The 15,916-nt window shown below is 59.6% G+C and carries 14 protein-coding genes and 2 tRNA genes; 10 read left to right on the top strand and 6 right to left on the bottom strand.

Features of this window, described 5'->3' with window-relative positions; translation table 11 throughout:
• Positions 1-137: 137 nt before the first annotated feature.
• The 8 genes from NMB39_RS19490 (at position 138) to NMB39_RS19525 (ending at position 9,857) form a co-directional block, all read left to right on the top strand.
• Positions 138-1,214 carry an ABC transporter substrate-binding protein gene (locus NMB39_RS19490; RefSeq protein WP_043050320.1) on the top strand — a complete coding sequence of 359 codons (1,077 nt, stop codon included), beginning with the start codon at positions 138-140 and terminating at the stop codon, positions 1,212-1,214.
• Positions 1,215-1,403: 189 nt separating this feature from the next.
• Complete coding sequence (locus NMB39_RS19495; RefSeq protein ID WP_057023759.1) at positions 1,404-2,210, top strand: alkaline phosphatase family protein; 807 nt, start codon at positions 1,404-1,406, stop codon at positions 2,208-2,210.
• Positions 2,211-2,215: 5 nt separating this feature from the next.
• The gene (locus NMB39_RS19500; RefSeq protein ID WP_494340577.1) at positions 2,216-3,052 is read left to right on the top strand and encodes an ABC transporter permease; all 837 of its coding nucleotides are present in this window, start codon (positions 2,216-2,218) and stop codon (positions 3,050-3,052) included.
• On the top strand, positions 3,039-3,839 hold the full coding sequence (locus NMB39_RS19505) for an ABC transporter permease (RefSeq protein ID WP_046069029.1): 801 nt from the start codon (positions 3,039-3,041) through the stop codon (positions 3,837-3,839). Before NMB39_RS19500 ends, NMB39_RS19505 begins: the two co-directional genes overlap by 14 nt.
• Positions 3,836-4,825 carry an ABC transporter ATP-binding protein gene (locus NMB39_RS19510; RefSeq protein ID WP_494340198.1) on the top strand — a complete coding sequence of 330 codons (990 nt, stop codon included), beginning with the start codon at positions 3,836-3,838 and terminating at the stop codon, positions 4,823-4,825. Before NMB39_RS19505 ends, NMB39_RS19510 begins: the two co-directional genes overlap by 4 nt.
• 33 nt (positions 4,826-4,858) lie before the next feature.
• Positions 4,859-5,512 carry an HAD family hydrolase gene (locus NMB39_RS19515; RefSeq protein WP_494340197.1) on the top strand — a complete coding sequence of 218 codons (654 nt, stop codon included), beginning with the start codon at positions 4,859-4,861 and terminating at the stop codon, positions 5,510-5,512.
• A gap of 374 nt (positions 5,513-5,886) precedes the next feature.
• Complete coding sequence (locus NMB39_RS19520) at positions 5,887-7,968, top strand: carboxy terminal-processing peptidase (protein WP_231989048.1); 2,082 nt, start codon at positions 5,887-5,889, stop codon at positions 7,966-7,968.
• Between the two features lie 119 nt (positions 7,969-8,087).
• The gene (locus NMB39_RS19525) at positions 8,088-9,857 is read left to right on the top strand and encodes a bifunctional diguanylate cyclase/phosphodiesterase (protein WP_494340196.1); all 1,770 of its coding nucleotides are present in this window, start codon (positions 8,088-8,090) and stop codon (positions 9,855-9,857) included.
• Here the strand turns inward: NMB39_RS19525 and NMB39_RS19530 are convergent.
• The 4 genes from NMB39_RS19530 to bamJ form a co-directional block, all read right to left on the bottom strand.
• On the bottom strand, positions 9,854-10,225 hold the full coding sequence (locus NMB39_RS19530) for a hypothetical protein (RefSeq protein ID WP_005786715.1): 372 nt from the start codon (positions 10,223-10,225) through the stop codon (positions 9,854-9,856). The genes NMB39_RS19525 and NMB39_RS19530 overlap by 4 nt on opposite strands.
• Positions 10,222-10,560, bottom strand: coding sequence for a helix-turn-helix domain-containing protein (locus tag NMB39_RS19535; protein ID WP_057023752.1), 339 nt, complete (start codon positions 10,558-10,560; stop codon positions 10,222-10,224). Before NMB39_RS19535 ends, NMB39_RS19530 begins: the two co-directional genes overlap by 4 nt.
• Before the next feature lie 96 nt (positions 10,561-10,656).
• On the bottom strand, positions 10,657-11,112 hold the full coding sequence (locus NMB39_RS19540; protein WP_057023751.1) for a YkvA family protein: 456 nt from the start codon (positions 11,110-11,112) through the stop codon (positions 10,657-10,659).
• 345 nt (positions 11,113-11,457) lie between these two features.
• A complete protein-coding gene (bamJ, locus tag NMB39_RS19545) occupies positions 11,458-12,198 on the bottom strand; it encodes a BamJ family beta-barrel-assembly machinery protein (RefSeq protein WP_043050311.1) in 741 nt (246 codons plus the stop codon).
• 247 nt (positions 12,199-12,445) lie between these two features.
• On the opposite strand from bamJ, the gene NMB39_RS19550 reads away from it, so the two are divergent.
• Both NMB39_RS19550 and NMB39_RS19555 read left to right on the top strand, forming a co-directional pair.
• Complete coding sequence (locus tag NMB39_RS19550; RefSeq protein WP_057023750.1) at positions 12,446-14,254, top strand: c-type cytochrome; 1,809 nt, start codon at positions 12,446-12,448, stop codon at positions 14,252-14,254.
• 29 nt (positions 14,255-14,283) lie between these two features.
• Complete coding sequence (locus tag NMB39_RS19555; RefSeq protein WP_494340195.1) at positions 14,284-15,417, top strand: catalase family protein; 1,134 nt, start codon at positions 14,284-14,286, stop codon at positions 15,415-15,417.
• A 311-nt stretch (positions 15,418-15,728) separates the two neighbouring features.
• Here NMB39_RS19555 and NMB39_RS19560 read toward each other — a convergent pair.
• Both NMB39_RS19560 and NMB39_RS19565 read right to left on the bottom strand, forming a co-directional pair.
• Positions 15,729-15,805 (bottom strand) — tRNA-Asp (locus tag NMB39_RS19560).
• A gap of 19 nt (positions 15,806-15,824) precedes the next feature.
• Positions 15,825-15,900 (bottom strand) — tRNA-Val (locus NMB39_RS19565).
• Between the last annotated feature and the right edge of the window lie 16 nt (positions 15,901-15,916).

Genomic DNA, 15,916 nt, shown 5'->3' on the forward strand with positions numbered 1-15,916 from the left:
TCAGCGCTTTGAAAACGACATCGACATGAAACTGTCATCCATCGGGCCTAGATTGGCTCAGGTATTGCTGACCTAGACCAAACCACCGCTAACGTTCATATAAAACGCCGCGTTGAAAACGCCCAAAGGAGCTTCGGATGAAACAGCTTTTCCTGGCATCACTGTTAGGCTCGACCATTGCCATGTGCACCGCCGCCATGGCCGCTGATACCGATTTGAAAACGCTCGAAGCCGCCGCGAAAGCGGAAGGCGCCATCAACAGCGTCGGCATGCCCGATGACTGGGCCAACTGGAAAGGTACCTGGGCAGACCTGGCCAACACCTATGGCCTCAAGCACATCGACACCGACATGAGTTCGGCCCAGGAAATCGCCAAGTTCAAAGCCGAGAAAGACAACGCCAGTGCCGATATCGGCGACGTTGGCGCGGCCTTTGGCCCCATCGCGGTGAAGCAGGAAGTCACCCAGCCGTACAAGCCTTCTACCTGGGCACAGGTGCCAGACTGGGCCAAAGACAAGGACGGTCACTGGGCCCTGGCCTACACCGGCACCATTGCCTTTATCGTCAACAAGAAGCTGCTGCACGGCTCCGAGGTTCCCACCAGTTGGGCTGACCTGCAGACCGGCAAGTACAAGGTGTCGGTAGGTGACGTGAGCACCGCCGCCCAGGCGTCCAACGCGGTACTCGCCGCCGCCATCGCCAACAAGGGCGACGAGAAAAACATCGCACCGGGCCTGCAATTCTTCACCAAGATCGCCCAGCAAGGTCGCCTCTCGCTGTCCAACCCGACCATCGCCACCATGGAAAAAGGCGAAGTCGAAGTGGGTATCGTCTGGGACTTCAACGGCCTGAGCTACAAGGCCAAGATGGCCAACCCGGATGACTACGTGGTGTTGATCCCTTCGGATGGCTCGGTGAAATCCGGCTACACCACCATCATCAACAAATACGCCAAGCACCCGAACGCCGCCAAGCTGACCCGCGAATACATCTTCAGCGATGCCGGCCAGCTCAATCTGGCGAAGGGCAATGCCCGTCCTATCCGCGCTGAAACCGACCTGAAACTGCCGGCCGACATCGCCAAGAACCTGATCCCGGGCGAGCAGTACACCAAGGCCAATCCGCAACCGATCAAGGATGCCGATGCCTGGGAAGCGACCTCCAAGAAGCTGCCGCAGCTGTGGAACGAGCAGGTCATCGTAGAAATGAAGTAAGGGGTTATCCCACATTGGAGACCCAGTGGAGATCCAATGTGGGAGGGGGCTTGCCCCCGATAGCGGTGTGTCATTCAACAGATTTATTAGCTGTTCCACCGTCATCGGGGGCAAGCCCCCTCCCACATTTGGTCCGGTTTCTTGCGGACAATCGAGTCGAATCCAATCTGTTGCGGAGCCCCAGCCCCCATGAAGCACAATGTCATCCTTGTGGTGCTCGACGGCCTGAACTTCGAGGTCGCCAGGCACGCCATGGGGCACTTGCAGGCCTATGTCGGCGCAGGACGCGCAGCCCTCTACACACTGGAATGTGAACTGCCCGCCCTGTCCCGCCCGCTGTATGAATGCATCCTCACCGGCGTGCCGCCGATTGACAGCGGCATCGTCCATAACAACGTCTCGCGCCTGTCCAACCAGCGCAGCGTCTTCCATTACGCCACCGATGCAGGCTTGACCACGGCAGCGGCGGCTTACCATTGGGTCAGTGAGCTGTATAACCGCACGCCTTTTCTCGCCGCCCGAGATCGCCACACCGACGACAAGGCGCTGGCGATCCAGCATGGGCATTTCTACTGGCATGACCACTACCCGGATTCCCACCTGTTCGCCGATGCCGAAAGCCTGCGGCTCAAGCACGCGCCGAACCTGCTGCTCGTGCACCCGATGAACGTCGACGACGCCGGCCATAAGCACGGCCTCGACTCCGCGCAATACCGCAACAGCGCGCGCTCGGTCGACATCATCCTGGCCGACTATCTGCAAGCTTGGCTCGACGCCGGCTACCAGGTGATGGTTACCGCTGACCACGGCATGAACAACGATCGCTCCCACAACGGCCTATTGCCAGAAGAGCGCGAGGTCCCCCTGTTTGTACTCGGCGACGGATTCAGCCTGGACAGCAATGCCGCGCCCACACAGACAGACTTGTGCGGCACGGTGTGTGAACTGCTCGGCGTACCCCACGACAAACCTGTATGCCGGGAGCTGCTGAAGTGAATTCAATGACCCGCGGCAAATGGCTGGCCCTGCTCTGCCTGGTGCCCTTCGCACTGTTCTTTATCGTGTTCGAGATTGCGCCGCTGGTGTGGGTGCTGATCAACAGCCTGCAGACCGAAGAGTCCGGCTGGGGCCTGGAAAACTTCACGCGCATCTTCAGTTCCAAGTTCTACCGGCAGGCGATCCAGTTCAGCCTGGAGATCAGTTTCTACTCCAGCATCTTCGGCATCATCATCGCCACCCTGGGCAGCTACTCCCTGCGCCGGGTGGATTCGCCGCTGCGCAACTTCGTCACGGCCTTTGCCAACATGACCAGCAACTTCGCAGGCGTGCCCCTGGCCTTCGCGTTCATCATCCTGCTGGGGTTCAACGGCAGCATCACCATCATGCTCAAGCAGGTCGGGATCATTCAGGACTTCAACCTGTACTCGAAAACCGGCTTGATCATCCTCTATACCTACTTCCAGATTCCCCTCGGTGTGCTGTTGCTCTACCCAGCCTTTGACGCATTGCGCGAAGACTGGCGTGAGTCGGCTGCCCTGCTCGGCGCCAATGGCTGGCAGTTCTGGCGGCATATCGGGTTGCCGGTGCTGACGCCGGCACTGCTGGGCACCTTCGTGATCCTGCTGGCCAATGCCCTGGGCGCCTACGCCACGGTGTATGCCCTGACCACAGGAAACTTCAACGTGCTGCCGATCCGCATTGCCGGCCTGGTCTCCGGCGATGTGTCGCTGGACCCGAACATGGCCAGCGCCCTGGCGGTGGTGCTGGTAGCGCTGATGACGGTGGTCACCGTGGTCCATCAACTGCTGCTCAAGAGGAGCTACCATGTCACGCGCTGATGCCGGCCCGGCCACCCTCTACCATCGGGTAGTGGTGTACCTGTTGTTCCTGATCCTGGTGCTGCCGCTGATTGGCACCTTTGTGTATTCCATTGCCAGCAGTTGGTCAGCCACCATCCTGCCTGCCGGTTTCACGGTGAAATGGTATGTACAGCTGTGGAGCGACCCGCGCTTCCTGATGGCATTCGGGCAATCATTGCTAGTGTGCGTGGGCGCGCTGATTCTCTCAGTGGTGCTGATCCTGCCGCTGCTGTTCGTGGTGCATTACCACTTCCCCAGGCTCGACGCGCTGATGAACATCCTGATCCTGCTGCCCTTTGCGGTGCCGCCGGTGGTGTCGTCGGTGGGCCTGCTACAACTATATGGCTCCGGGCCATTAGCGATGGTGGGCACGCCATGGATCCTGATCGGCTGCTACTTCACCGTGGCGCTGCCGTTCATGTACCGCGCGATCACCAATAACCTGCAGGCCATTAACCTGCGCGACCTGATGGACGCCTCGCAACTGCTCGGCGCCAGCACCTGGCAAGCCGCGATCCTGGTGGTGCTGCCCAACCTGCGCAAGGGCCTGATGGTGGCGCTGCTGTTATCGTTCTCGTTCCTGTTCGGCGAGTTCGTATTCGCCAACATCCTTGTCGGCACCCGCTACGAGACCTTGCAGGTGTACCTCAACAACATGCGCAACAGCAGCGGCCACTTCACCAGCGCCGTGGTGATTTCCTATTTTTTCTTCGTGCTGGTGCTGACCTGGGCCGCCAATATCTTGAACAAGGACAAAAGCCAATGAGCTTCGTCAGCGTCCAACATCTGCAAAAAGGCTACTCCGGTACCCCGGTGTTCAGTGATATCAACTGCGAAATCGCCAAGGGCGAGTTCGTCACCCTGCTCGGCCCGTCCGGTTGCGGCAAGTCCACCCTGCTGCGCTGCATTGCCGGGCTGACCTCGGTGGACAGCGGTAAGATCCTATTGGATGGCCAGGACATCGTGCCCCTGAGCCCGCAGAAACGTCATATCGGCATGGTGTTCCAAAGTTACGCGCTGTTCCCCAATATGACCGTGGAACAGAACGTCGCCTTTGGCCTGCGCATGCAAAAGGTCAACGCCGACGACAGCCACAAGCGTGTGCAGCAAGTGCTGCAACTGGTGGAGCTCAAGGACCTGGCCGGTCGCTACCCGCACCAGATGTCTGGCGGCCAATGCCAGCGTGTGGCCCTCGCCCGCTCCCTGGTGACCCGCCCGCGCCTGCTGTTGCTGGATGAGCCACTGTCGGCGTTGGATGCACGGATTCGCAAGCACTTGCGCGAACAGATCCGCCAGATTCAGCGCGAGCTGGGGCTGACCACGATCTTCGTGACCCATGACCAGGAAGAAGCCCTGACCATGTCTGACCGCATCTTCCTGATGAACCAGGGCCAGATCGTGCAGAGCGGCGATGCCGAGACGCTCTACACTGCGCCGGTGGATGCATTTGCCGCCGGTTTTATCGGCAACTACAACCTGCTCGACGCCGACAAGGCCACTCAACTGCTGCAACGCCCGATCAACAGCCGTATTGCCATTCGCCCGGAAGCCATCGAGCTGAGCCGCAACGGCGAACTGGATGCGCTGGTGCGTAGCCACAGCCTGTTGGGCAACGTGATCCGCTACCGCATCGAAGCCCGCGGTGTAGAGCTGGTGGTGGACGTGCTCAACCGCTCGGCCGACGATCTGCACCCGGACGGCCAGCGCCTGGCACTTTCCATCGACCCCAGCGCCCTGTGTGAAGTAGCCTGACAGGCAGCGACCTATTGAGAGAGAACATGACGGATGGCATTGGTAATTTTTGATCTGGACGACACCCTGATCCACGGCGACTGCGCCACCCTGTGGAGCGAACAGATGGGCCGCCTGGGCTGGGTAGACCCTGAGTCGTTCATGCGCAGGAACAACGAATTGATGGACGCCTACAGCCGAGGCGAGTTGCGCATGGAAGACTTCATGGACTTCAGCCTGGAGCCGATGATCGGCCGCACCCCGGAAGAGATCGAGCATCTGGTGGAGCCCTGGGTCGAAGACGTGATTGAGCCGCTGATCTATAGCGACGCCACCAAGACCATCGCCCGCCACCGTGCGAATGGTGACCGGATCCTGGTGATTTCCGCATCGGGCACTCACTTGGTCACGCCAATTGCGGCGCGCATCGGTATTGACGAAGTGTTGGGGATTAACCTGGACGTCGGCCACGGCGTGTTCAGCGGCAAGACAGTAGGCGTGCTGACCTATCGTGAAGGCAAGATCACGCGCCTGTTGGAATGGCTGGAGCAGGAAGGGGAAACGCTGAAGGGCGCGTATTTCTATTCGGATTCGCGCAATGATTTACCACTGCTGCTCAAGGTGGATCACCCGCAGGTGGTAAACCCGGACCCGGTGTTGCGCGAGCATGCTGAAAAGGCCGGCTGGCCGATCCACCATTGGACCTGAACCAACCGAAATCCCCATGTGGGAGGGGGCTTGCTCCCGATGACGGTGTATCAGTGAAGAATATTTCATCTGATACACCGCCATCGGGAGCAAGCCCCCTCCCACATGGGTCCCGTTACAACTGTGGAATATTCAGCGCGTTTAGAGCTCGCTACCACGAACTCGCCCTACATTGCATGTAGGACCAAGCTCTTACACCACTCGACATGCCCCTCAACGCCTTGCAATGCTCTCACTGTGCCTCCATAGTGAGTCTGGACTGAGCCCGTAGCAGTAGTGCCGGGCTTTTTGCATTATGCGACCGGACCATATGGAACCGGCTCCCTCAAAGACGGCCTAATATGCGTTATCAATTGCCCCCGCGTCGAATCAGCATGAAGCATCTGTTCCCCAGCACCGCCTTAGCTTTTTTCATTGGTCTCGGCTTCGCGTCAATGTCGACCAATACGTTCGCAGCCAACAGCTGGGACAATCTTCAGCCTGATCGCGATGAGGTGATTGCCAGCCTCAACGTCGTCGAGTTGCTCAAGCGCCACCACTACAGCAAGCCGCCGCTGGACGACGCTCGCTCGGTGATCATCTACGACAGCTACCTCAAGCTGCTGGATCCGTCGCGCAGCTACTTCCTGGCCAGCGATATCGCTGAGTTCGACAAATGGAAGACGCAATTCGACGACTTCCTCAAGAGTGGCGACCTGCAGCCCGGTTTCACCATCTACAAGCGTTACCTGGACCGCGTCAAGGCCCGTCTGGACTTCGCCCTGGGTGAGCTGGACAAAGGCATCGACAAGCTCGACTTCACCCAGAAGGAAACCCTTCTGGTGGATCGCAAGGACGCTCCGTGGCTGACCAGCACCGCGGCCCTCGACGACCTGTGGCGCAAACGCGTCAAGGACGAAGTGCTGCGCCTGAAGATCGCCGGCAAAGAGCCCAAGGCCATTCAGGAGCTGTTGACCAAGCGCTACAAGAATCAGTTGGCGCGCCTGGACCAGACCCGTGCCGAAGATATCTTCCAGGCCTACATCAACACCTTTGCGATGTCCTACGACCCGCACACCAATTATCTGTCGCCAGATAACGCGGAAAATTTCGATATCAACATGAGTCTGTCCCTGGAAGGCATCGGTGCAGTCCTGCAAAGCGACAACGACCAGGTCAAGATCGTACGCCTGGTGCCGGCAGGTCCGGCGGACAAGACCAAACAGGTCGCCCCGGCGGACAAGATCATCGGCGTGGCCCAGGCTGACAAAGAGATGGTCGATGTGGTCGGCTGGCGCCTGGACGAAGTGGTCAAGCTGATCCGTGGGCCGAAAGGCAGCGTGGTGCGCCTCGAAGTGATTCCGCACACCAATGCACCGAACGACCAGACCAGCAAGATCGTGTCCATAACCCGCGAAGCGGTGAAGCTCGAAGACCAGGCCGTGCAGAAGAAAGTCCTCAACCTCAAGCAGGATGGCAAGGACTACAAGCTGGGCGTGATTGAAATCCCGGCCTTCTACCTGGACTTCAAGGCCTTCCGTGCAGGTGATCCGGACTACAAGTCGACCACCCGCGACGTGAAGAAAATCCTCACGGAACTGCAGAAAGACAAAGTCGACGGCGTGGTCATCGACCTGCGCAACAACGGCGGCGGCTCCCTGCAGGAAGCCACCGAGCTGACCAGCCTGTTTATCGACAAGGGCCCGACCGTGTTGGTGCGCAACGCTGACGGCCGCGTCGACGTGCTGGAAGACGAGAACCCGGGCGCCTTCTACAAGGGGCCGATGGCGTTGCTGGTCAACCGTCTCTCGGCCTCGGCCTCGGAAATTTTCGCCGGCGCCATGCAGGACTATCACCGTGCGATGATCATCGGCGGCCAGACCTTCGGCAAAGGTACCGTGCAGACCATCCAGCCGCTGAACCATGGTGAACTCAAGCTGACGCTGGCCAAGTTCTACCGGGTTTCCGGGCAGAGCACCCAGCACCAGGGCGTGCTGCCGGATATCGATTTCCCATCGATCATCGACACCAAGGAAATCGGCGAAAGCGCCCTGCCTGAAGCCATGCCATGGGACACCATCCGCCCTGCGATCAAGCCGGCATCGGATCCGTTCAAGCCGTTCCTGGCGCAGTTGAAGGCTGACCACGACACCCGCTCCGCCAAGGATGCCGAGTTCGTGTTTATCCGTGACAAGCTGGCCCTGGCCAAGAAGCTGATGGAAGAGAAAACCGTCAGCCTCAACGAAGCGGATCGCCGTGCACAGCACTCCAGCATCGAGAACCAGCAACTGGTGCTGGAAAACACCCGCCGCAAGGCCAAAGGTGAAGATCCGCTCAAAGAGCTGAAGAAAGAAGATGAAGACGCACTGCCGGCCGAAGCCGATAAAACCAAGCCGGAAGATGACGCCTACTTGGCCGAAACCGGTCGGATCCTGCTCGATTACCTGAAAATCACCAAGCAGGTGGCCAAGCAGTAAATGATGGCAATTTAATATGAGCGCTCCATGGAGTGTCATCATATAGACATCATTCTGTCGTGAAATGAAAGGACCGCAGGCTTAATGCCTGCGGTCCTTTTTTTTCGATCGAGATCGCCATGACCATGACCGAACAGCTGAATGCATTGGGCTCAATCCTGGCTCAACGCAGTCTGCACAGCTTGTTCCAACCGATCATTTGCTTGTCGCAGCGGCGCATTCTCGGTTACGAAGCCCTCAGCCGCGGCCCGTCCAACAGCCCCCTGCACTCCCCCGTCGCGCTATTCTGCGTAGCCCGCCAGGCCGGGCGCCTGAGCGAGTTGGAAATGGCGTGTCGGGAGAGTGCGTGCCGGCGTTTCAGCGATCAGAAACTGCCGGGCAAGCTGTTTCTCAATATCTCACCAGAATCCTTGATGGAGACTGCGCATCAGCCGGGGCGCACCCTGCAACTGCTGCGCGACTTCGGTATTGCGCCCAGCCAAGTGGTGATCGAACTCACCGAGCAGACGCCCACCGATGATTTCGCCCTGCTGCAAACCGCCCTGCATCACTACCGCGACATGGGCTTTGCCATAGCCCTTGATGACCTGGGTGCCGGTTATTCCAGCCTGCGATTGTGGTCGGAGCTACGTCCGGACTACGTGAAGATCGATCGGCACTTTATCGACGGCATTCACCAGGACGCGCTCAAGCGCGAATTTGTCGGCTCGATCCTGCAGATCGCCAGGACGTCCCGCGCCCAAGTGATTGCCGAGGGGATCGAACGACCGGAGGAACTGGCAGTGTTGACCGAGATGGGTGTCGACTTGATCCAGGGTTACCTGCTCTGCCGCCCTCAGGAACAGCCGCCACAGGAAGCGCGCCTGATGTTGCCCAAGTCAGATAACGCCACGATTACTCTCAATGACGAAGGCAGCGATCTGAGCGCCTTGATGAATGAACAGCCAGCAGTGGATCAGGAGACTGCCACGGCCCAAGTACTGGAATCGTTCCGTCGTCAGGCCAACCTTAACTCGCTGGCGGTGCTGGATGGCTGCGGTCGCCCCGTCGGTATTGTGCATCGGCATTCGTTGTCGGACGCGCTGCTCAAGCCGTTCGCAACGGATCTATTCGCGCGCAAACCCATCAGCCGCTTGATGAGCAGTGACTTCCTGGCGGTGGAGTTGAGCCAGTCCTTGCAACAGGTCAGTCGCTTGCTGACCAGTCGCGCGCGACAGCGCATCGAAGAAGATTTCATCATCACCTTGAACGGCGATTACCTGGGCTTGGGCCGGGTCATCGATGTGCTCAAGTTGATCACCGAACTGAAAATCCAGCAGGCACGCTACGCCAACCCACTGACCTTGCTACCCGGCAACGTGCCGATCCAGCAGTGCCTGACGCGACTGTTACAGCAACAGCGCGAGTCAGTGATCTGCTATGTGGATATCGACAGTTTCAAGCCGTTCAATGACATCTACGGCTACGGGCGTGGAGATGAAGTGTTGCTATGTCTGGCGCAATGCCTGAACGACCGGGTTGACCCCAGCCGCGACTTTGTCGGGCATATCGGTGGCGATGATTTTCTGCTGGTGCTGGGCCCGCAAGACTGGCGCAAGCGGCTTAACCAGTTGCTGGATGATTTCCACACCCAATGTCGACGCTTTTACCGCCCCGAGCACGTTGATGCTGGCTGCTTTGTCGCACTCAACCGCCAAGGCGTGCGCCAGGAGTTCGCCCTGCTGTCGCTGTCCATTGGCGTGGTGCATCTGTACCCACAGGCTTGCGCACAGCTCGATGCCAGCCAGTTGGCAGAGTTGGCCTCACAAGCCAAGCACCAGGCCAAGGACGTGGCCGGCTACAGCATCCATGTGATCGACAGCATGGACAGAGTCCCCCAGGCGCTTTAGGCCTCGGCGGATTCCGGGTACTCGTACTCGAATACCCGCACCACTTCCGAAGCATGCCAGGACGCAGCGGCCACACCATCAGACGGCCCGCTGAAACGCCCCAGCCGCTCCACACACTCAAAGAAACCGGTGCGCGGCAGGCGGCTGGCGCCCTGGCTTATCACCAGTGAACTGCGCAGCGGCTGCTCGGCCTTGGCATCCAGCGCCGCCAGATGTTCCAGGGCGGCGGCTAGGGTCTGCATGGCCGGGGTCGGGAACTGCAGGCGCTCCAGCAGCGCCCGGTACGTCAGCAAATGGCGCTGGCGACGTGCCTGGTCCAGTTCATTGAGTAACCCATCCCAGTGCTGACGGCTGATACGTAGGCTCAAGACTCATCCCTCCAACCTGCAACGCCCAATTCCCAAGCCAGGCTGCGGCGAATGGCGGCATCCGGCTGGCGTTCACCACTTTCAATCAATCCAAGATACGAAGGGCTGATCCCCACCGTGCGTGACAAGGTCTCGATCGCCAGGCCCTTGGCTTCACGCAGGCCGCGCAGGTCTGCGAGCGGGCGCAGGTCCTGATCGGTGGCGATGGGGGCGACAGGTGAAGGAGCGAGTGTAGGTTGCTGCTGACCGGCAGCTTTTAGCAGCGCCTGGTACTGGTCCCATGGCAACACCGCATACTCGGGTTCGCCATTGCGTGAAATGATCTGGATATCCATGACTGCCCCGTAGGATAAAAACACTTACTAAGTAAGTTCTTTCCTTAGAAGTGTAATCCTAACAGCCACAAAGGTCGTAGGGGATACCCAGCATCATTAGTTTTTTTGCGGGTTTTCCTGGGCCAGCAGTTCAGGCGTTGCAGGCAGGCGCTCAACCACCGCCAGTTTTTCCGGACGCTGCGCCTCGCGCCAGGCCCGAAAGGCGCTCAGTTCGCCGCTCAGGGTCTTCATGACCCATGCCAGCACTGCAATGTCGTCGAGCATGCCGAACATGGGGATAAAGTCCGGGATCGCATCAACCGGGCTGAGGAAGTACATCAGCCCCGCCACCACCGAGATCAGCGCCTTGGGACTGATCGCCCGGTATTCGCCGCGCCAGTAAGCCAGGCACAGGGCCTGGAGCAATTTGAGATCATCCTTGAGCTGGCCCAGCCGGTTGCCTTGGCTTGAGCCTTTGGCGGCGACGGCAAACAGCAGGGTCGGTAAGCGCCCCCGACCAAGCAGACGAGCCGCCATAGGCAGGAAACGGGTGAAATTGAAGGGTGGTTTCATCGGTCACTCCAGTTCCAGGCGATATAAAAGGTTATCCACACAAATTGTGGATAACCTTGTGAACAGAGCCTGTTTTATCGGCTGAAAGCCACGCTCTACAAGGCTTGCAGTCAGATCGGGCGTTTTTTGCGCACATAAAAAAAACCCAAGATTTCATTGACTTGGCATGCGCGTGCGGCTACCCGTGCTCGAGTCTTATATCAGACTGTTTCCGCTGCCGTGGGTTCTATCGGATTTAACTGTAGGGCAAGCTTGCCCGCCACACTTAGCTCTGCGGCAACAAAACTGAACCGGCAGAAACAACAACGCCCCATCGAGACGGGGCGTTGTCTGTTCAGGCGCCGATTACTTTTTGGCGGCTGGTGCAGCAGGTGCTTCAGCAGCGTCTGCCTTGGCTGGGTCCTTGATGGCCAGCAGTTCCAGGTCGAATACCAGCACGGAATTGGCTGGAATTGCCGGGCTCGGGCTCTGGGCGCCGTAAGCCAGGTCAGACGGGATGTACAGCTCGACCTTCTCGCCAACGTGCATCAGTTGCAGGCCTTCGACCCAACCCGGGATCACGCCGCTGACCGGCAGGTCAATCGGGCTACCGCGATCCACGGAGCTGTCAAAGGTGGTGCCGTTGGTGAGCTTGCCGGTGTAGTGCACAGTCACTACGTCGGTTGGCTTGGGCTGGGCGCCATCGGCCTTCTTGACGATCTTGTACTGCAGGCCGGAAGCGGTGGTGACGACGCCGTCTTTCTTGGCGTTGTCTTCGAGGAATTTCTTGCCGGCGGCTGCCGACTCTTCGCTCATCTTGGTCATGCGTTCTTCAGCACGCTTTTGCAGTGCGGCAAACGCCTCGACCAATTCGTCATCCTTGAGCTTCTGTTCTTTCTTGCCGACGGCATCTTCAATGCCCTGGGCCACAGCCTTGGAGTCCAGGTCGTCCATGCCTTCCTGGGCAAGGCTCTTGCCCATGTTCAGGCCGATGCCATAGGAAGCTTTCTGCGCCGGGGTTTTCAGCTCTACGCTGGTCTGCGAATCACAACCCGCAAGTACCAGGCTAACCAGGGCCACCGCCGCCGCCAACCGATGCTGTTTCATGCTATTTCCTTGTTCATGCGCCAAAAGGGCATTTGAATAAAGTCGCGAGCTTATCAGGCGGCCACGACCAATGGCTACCGGCATGTGAGCAGGAAACTTCCGATAAGTTCACGTGTTTAAAAGCATTTTCATTCATTATGGAGCACCGCGACGGATCGTGGGGCCGCCTGCAACCAGACTACTGGCTACTTGCCGCACCTGTGGTGTAGTGGCATAACGATGCGACAACTCGACAAGGATAGTTATCTTGCGCATTTTTTCCCGTGTTTTACTCCTGATACTCATCGCCCTCGGCCTAATCCTGGCCGTGGTGCTCTATTACACCATTAACCCCAAGCTGCCGGACTACGTGCCAGTGCAGCAGGTGCACTACCAGGATCAATGGAGTGCCGCTGACCGCCAGGTCTATTACTTCACGCCCCAAGGCACCCAGGTAAAAGGCCTGCACTACGACTGGTTCACGGCCCTGGAGTTGCCGTTCTCCGAGCAACGCTTTGCCGCGCCGCAGTATCTGGCGCGCTTTGGCTTCCTGGTCGACCCCAAGCAGGTTCCCACCACGCAGAACCCAGGCAACCTGCCAGTGGGTTTCACCCGACACCAGAACGCCGGCAGCAAGGTTCAGTACCTGGACGTCACCTGCGCCGCCTGCCACACCGGCGAACTGCACTTCAAAGGCCAGGCCCTGCGCATCGACGGTGGCTCTGCGCAACATGTATTACCCTCCAGCGTCCCGACCTTGCGCGGCGGCAGTTTCGGCCAGGCCCTGGTCGCCAGCCTTGCCGCTACCTACTACAACCCCTGGAAGTTCGAGCGCTTTGCCCGCAGGGTCTTGGGTGACCGGTACGATGCCCAGCACGACCAACTGCGCAAGGACTTCAAGCAAGCGCTGGACCAGTTCCTCAAGGTCGCCTGGAACGACACCCACCGCGGTCTTTATCCCACTGAAGAAGGCCCTGGCCGCACCGACGCCTTTGGCCGCATCGCCAATGCCAGCTTTGGCGACGCCATTTCCCCAGACAATTACCGCGTCGCCAACGCTCCAGTGGACTACCCGCAACTGTGGGATATCTGGACCTTCGACTGGGTGCAATGGAACGGCTCGGCCCAGCAACCCATGGCGCGCAATATCGGTGAAGCCCTTGGCGTCGGTGCGACCTTGGCATTCTTCGACAGCGCCGGCCAACCGCTCCAGGGCGATGCCCGCTACCCGTCGAGCGTGCGGGTGGGCGACTTGCACCTGATCGAGGAAACCCTGCAACGCCTCAAGCCGCCAACCTGGCCGGAAGACTTGTTCGGCGCCATCGACAAACCCCTCGCCGCCCAGGGCCGTGCACTGTTCGCCGAAAACTGCGCTGGCTGCCACGTACCGACTGTTACCGAGGAAAATGGGCGCCCAGTACAGCAATTGAAAATGCTGCCTGTGGACTACATCGGCACCGACCCCGGCACCGCCAGCAACATTGCCGACCAGCGCTACGACCTCAGTGCCCTGCAATGGGACCCGGCCGAACTGGCCCAGCTGGATGTCCAATTGCACCCCACGCCCACCGCGCCGCTGGACCTGAAAAACATGTCCGTGGCCCAGGGCCTGGCCTACGTGACTGCCTTCGTCGAAGAACATGCCTACCGCGCTGCCGGCGTGACCCCAGCGCAGCGCCCGCAACTGGACGGATTCGGCCTGCCAATCGGCGTACGCGAATTACGTGCCTACAAAGCGCGGCCGCTGGCCGGCGTATGGGCCACCCCGCCGTTCCTGCACAACGGCTCGGTGCCGACGATCTACCAACTACTGTCGCCCCAGGACGAACGCAGCACTACCTTCTACAAGGGCACCTTCAATTACGACCCTCGCCACCTGGGCTTTGAAAGCGCCGCCTTCAAGAATGCCTTCCTGTTCGATACCCGGATCACCGGTAACCACAACAGCGGCCACGAATTCCGTGCAGGTGCACGCGGCAATGGCGTCATTGGCCGTGGCTTGCTGCCGCAGGAGCGCTGGTCGCTGCTCGAATACCTCAAAGTGCTGGGCGGCCCGCTGGAGCATCAACTGCCATGATTATCCGATCGCAAAACAAGGACCGTTCCATGCTCGCTCGTTTGTGGCTGCGTCTTGGCGCTTTTCTCGGCAAAACCCTGCTGTGGCTGCTGGGCCTGGGCCTAATAGGCTGGTTGTTGGCGACCCTCTGGTTCGCCTGGCAGCACAGTGGCCCGGTGTCAGCGGATGAACAGATCCCACCGGGTGAAGCGGCCATGACCCAAGGCATCATCCAGACCGCAGTCCGCATCGTCGACCAGCATCGCGAAGGCACCCGCTACCTGCGCGATGCCCACGCCAAGGCCCATGGCTGCGTGAAAGCCGAAGTCAGTGTGCTGGCCGATCTTGACCCAGCCTTGCGTCGGGGCGTGTTCGCCGAACCGGGCAAGACCTGGGAGGCGACCATGCGCCTGTCCAACGGCAACGCCTACCCGCAGTTCGACAGCATCCGCGACGCCCGCGGCATGGCGATCAAGCTGCTGGATGTGCCCGGCAAACAGCTGATGGCCGACCAGCAAACACGCACGGAGCAGGATTTCGTGATGTTCAGTCATCCGAATTTCTTCGTCAGCGATGTAGCGGAATATGCGCAGAACATCGGCGCGCAGGCGGACGGCAAGAAGGTCCTGGCTTTCTTCCCCACGCTCGACCCGCGCAGTTGGCAAGTGCGCCACCTGTTTATTGCCCTGGCCACCCTGGCGCCCGCACCCGCCAGCCCGACGCAGACCACCTACTTCTCAGTTTCGCCCTACAAGTTCGGCGCGGCCAACGCCAAGTTCCGCGTCGCGCAAGACCCGCAAAGCTGCCCGGACTATGTGCTGCCCAAACAGAATCAGGCCCTGCCGAACTTCCTGCGCAGCGCCCTCACACAACAAATGTCCACCGACCGTGTAGCCGCCTGTTTCGTGCTGCAGATCCAGCGCCAGAACCCGCAGAAGTTCATGCCGATCGAAGACACCAGCATCGAATGGAAGGAGAGCGACGCGCCATATGAGACGGTGGCGAAGGTCAGGATCCCCGCCCAGGACTTCGACACGCCCGCGCAGAACCTGGCCTGCGACAACCAATCGTTCAACCCATGGTTTGGTGTGGAAGCACACCGCCCTATTGGCGGCATCAACCGGTTGCGCAAGGCGGTGTATGAAGCAGTCAGCGATTACAGGCACAGCCGCAACGCGCCGTAAAGAGTGCGTAACAACAGGCTCGGCGGCGTAAGGATTGCGTCGGGCCTATTGAGCAGCTTCCGCCCCGTCTCTACCGTGATGGCATACCCCATCATTGCGTAGGAAGTCAGCGTGGAAAGCTCAACCCTCGGCATGATCGTACTGACCATAATCGCTGTATTCGGCACAGCATCTTTCTGCTTCGAACACTTGGCAAGACGCCAGCCGCGCAGGAAAAAAGCCGAATAGAAAAAACGCAGACGAAAAAAAGCCCGCTCAATGAGCGGGCTTTCTGTAGCGACCTGGCGTTCAGTGCTCCAGGTTGCCGAATATGGCGCAGCGGACGGGACTCGAACCCGCGACCCCCGGCGTGACAGGCCGGTATTCTAACCGACTGAACTACCGCTGCGCGTAACACTTGAAGCGAATGGTGGGTGATGACGGGATCGAACCGCCGACCCTCTGCTTGTAAGGCAGATGCTCTCCCAGCTGAGCTAATCACCCTTCGTTTCGGTGTGGG

The organism is Pseudomonas sp. FBCC-B545 (assembly GCF_059134095.1).